General features: G+C 55.9%; 3 protein-coding genes. All 3 read left to right on the top strand.

Going from position 1 to position 2,677, the window contains the following annotated elements:
• A partial coding sequence (locus DQ405_RS27340) for a co-regulatory protein PtrA N-terminal domain-containing protein (RefSeq protein ID WP_241730233.1) occupies nucleotides 1-218 on the top strand: 218 nt, incomplete at its 5' end.
• Between the two features lie 379 nt (nucleotides 219-597).
• Complete coding sequence (locus tag DQ405_RS26505; protein ID WP_041015571.1) at nucleotides 598-927, top strand: four-helix bundle copper-binding protein; 330 nt, start codon at nucleotides 598-600, stop codon at nucleotides 925-927.
• A gap of 377 nt (nucleotides 928-1,304) precedes the next feature.
• Nucleotides 1,305-2,342: an SDR family NAD(P)-dependent oxidoreductase gene (locus DQ405_RS26510; protein WP_041015570.1), complete on the top strand. Its 1,038-nt coding sequence runs from the start codon at nucleotides 1,305-1,307 to the stop codon at nucleotides 2,340-2,342.
• Nucleotides 2,343-2,677: the final 335 nt, after the last annotated feature.

Raw genomic sequence — 2,677 nt, forward strand, 5'->3', positions numbered from 1 at the left:
AAGCAAAGAAACTTCTTAGATCGTTTTCTGTACTGCTCATCATCGCAGCAAGCTCGTCTTATACATTGGCAGGGGGTGGCGGCGACCGTACCTTCGCTCGCATGGAGAAGGCTCGCCAAGCTGCGTTGGTGGCTTATCAGGCTGATCAGAAGGACCAAGCCCGAGCGGTAACCTCTGCCTCCAAGAAAGCTTTACCAGAAAAGAACGCTAATTGCTGAAGGAAACCCATACGCAATTTTATCAAGCGACTCGTTAACGGTGGCAGCTTCTATTATTGCTTGTAGCTGCCACTTCTCGCACTTTGCTAGAAAATGAGAGCTATGCCATATCGCTCTAAGCCGTATAGACCGGACTAGCGAAGCCGGCCAAGCTGCCAAGCTGCCAAGCTGGTCAGAATCCCATGCCAGCCGCATTGCCCTTCTCCCGCACATCCTCCAAGTGCCGTCGAACACCTTACAGAATTGTAATGAAATTGATCGAAACGGGTTCGGCAGGGACGTGTCGTATTTTCTGCGCCTGTTAAATGCTGATGAGGCTATTCAGCTATTCAGCTAGCAGGCAAAGGCGACAAACAACTATCGAATCCTGGAGAACGTAATGACCAATTCAATGTTCGCTTCCTGCATCCAAGCTTGTTCGAACTGTGCCCTGGTATGCGAAACGTGTGCATCTGCCTGCCTGCGTGAGGACGACGTGAAAATGATGGCTCGATGCATCGAGCTTGACCGCGACTGCGCGGACATCTGTGCTCTGGCTGCCACCTTGATGAGCCGCGAAAGTGAGTACGCTAAAGAGTTCTGCGCCCTTTGTGCCAAGATCTGCCGAGCCTGCGGTGAGGAATGCGCAAAACACCAAGTCGATCATTGCCAGGAGTGCGCCAAGGCGTGCATGAAATGCGCTGAAGAATGTGAGCGTATGGCCGCTTAAACGCCGATCGCCACTCTGATCGGACTAAAAGCATCTGTCAGGGTGGCGCCTTTTCCTTTGAAATCTCGCTGTTGTCTTCTCCGTCGCCTGTGCCTCACGTTCTAGATGAAAGCTATGTCTGCGCTCGCAGCTGGGCTCAATGGTGAGGTCAAACATCAATGTTTTTCTGATGATGTTGGGCATGGACGGCTAAAGCCAGTTGCAGCATTCCATACAAGCTAGCTTTTTCATGGTCGGCTTTCTTGTATGCCTGTGGCCAGCCGGTACAGAAGAACTTACGGAATCGTAACGAGGAGTCGGAAACTCCGACTAACGGTTGCATAGCATTAAAGTTGCGGACCATTACTCGGTCGTTTTGGCTTTGCCAGGAGGAAGCAATGAAGGTTTTGCGACTGTCCCCATCGCAGGGATTGGCTTTGCTGTTAATGCTGCTTGCTGTACTGCAGCTCAGCGGTTGCGCCGTTTCCCCGCGCCTGATGCCAAGCGACCAGCCAAGCGTCGCCGACAGAACCTTTGTTATCACCGGTGCCTCCAGCGGCTTCGGGCGCGGCGTGGCGCTCAGGCTTGCCGCTCTGCAAGGCAACGTGGTGTTGGCGGCCCGCCGAACCGAAGTGCTCGAACAGCTGGCCGCGCAGATACGCGAGGCAGGGGGATCGGCATTAGTGGTGACAACCGATGTAAGCAGCCCATATCAGATACAGGCCCTGGCACAAGCCGCCATCGAGCGCTTCGGCAAAATTGACGTGTGGATTAACAATGCAGCGGTCGGAGCCCTCGGGCGCTTCGAAGACGTTCCAGTCGAGGACCATGCGCGGGTCATAGACGTCAACCTCAAGGGCGTGATCTACGGCAGCCACGCGGCCATGCGACAGTTCAGAACTCAGGGCTTCGGCACGCTGGTCAACGTTGGCTCAGTGGAGAGTGAGATACCGCTGGCCTATCACGCCTCCTACGCAGCGACCAAAGGTGGGGTCATGAATCTTGGCGCTGCAATCGCCGAGGAGATTCGCCTGAGCGGCAGCGAGACCATTAACGTGGCCACCGTCATGCCTTGGGCTGCGGACACGCCGTTCTGGAGACATGCAGCTAATTACACCGGCGGCACCCCGCGCATGGCCACAATGGACGGCCCGGAGCAGGTCGTCGAGGCAATCGCCTGGGTCTCGGTTAACCCGCGTAAACGTCTGCCGGTAGGCTGGAAAGCCCGAGGCGCGGTGATCTCGCATTCACTTTTCCCCTCTCTAACCGAGCGAATCGCGGCGAACATTGCGCATCACTGGCAGATCGAAAAAGCACCGCCAGCGCCGCCAACGACGGGTTCGCTCTACGAGCCGATGCAATCCGGCACCACTGTGGAAGGTGACGTGCGAGAACGTATGGAGCGGGAAGAGGCTGCACGAAAGCAATCGAATTAACCTGGCGACGCACGATCAACCGGGGCCGGCTTCTGGCACAAGCACAGCGGCGAAGCTGCTGAGCCGGAATCCGAACGCTCGGCTGGGCTCAACAAGGCGTCGAATGACACCTGTTTCCGATGATGGACAGATGACGCTACGCCATTTGGAGCATCACACGTGACCTACCTCTATTTCGTCGTCGGCTCTCTCATCTTCATCGTAACTGCCGCGGAAATCATCAAGACCGTCTTCTCAACGCAAGGGGGAGGCGCAATCACCACGAAGCTGACCAAGGCAATTTGGGCGTTGTTTTTCTTCGGCTCGCGGAAAAAGGGAGACGCAAGGCTTCTGGA

The organism is Pseudomonas sp. SST3 (assembly GCF_003325755.1).

Bases quoted from the DNA above. Each gene is read 5' to 3' on its own strand.
- DQ405_RS26505 (WP_041015571.1), top strand. From the start codon at position 598: ATGACCAATTCAATGTTCGCTTCCTGCATCCAAGCTTGTTCGAACTGT.
- DQ405_RS26510 (WP_041015570.1), top strand. From the start codon at position 1,305: ATGAAGGTTTTGCGACTGTCCCCATCGCAGGGATTGGCTTTGCTGTTA.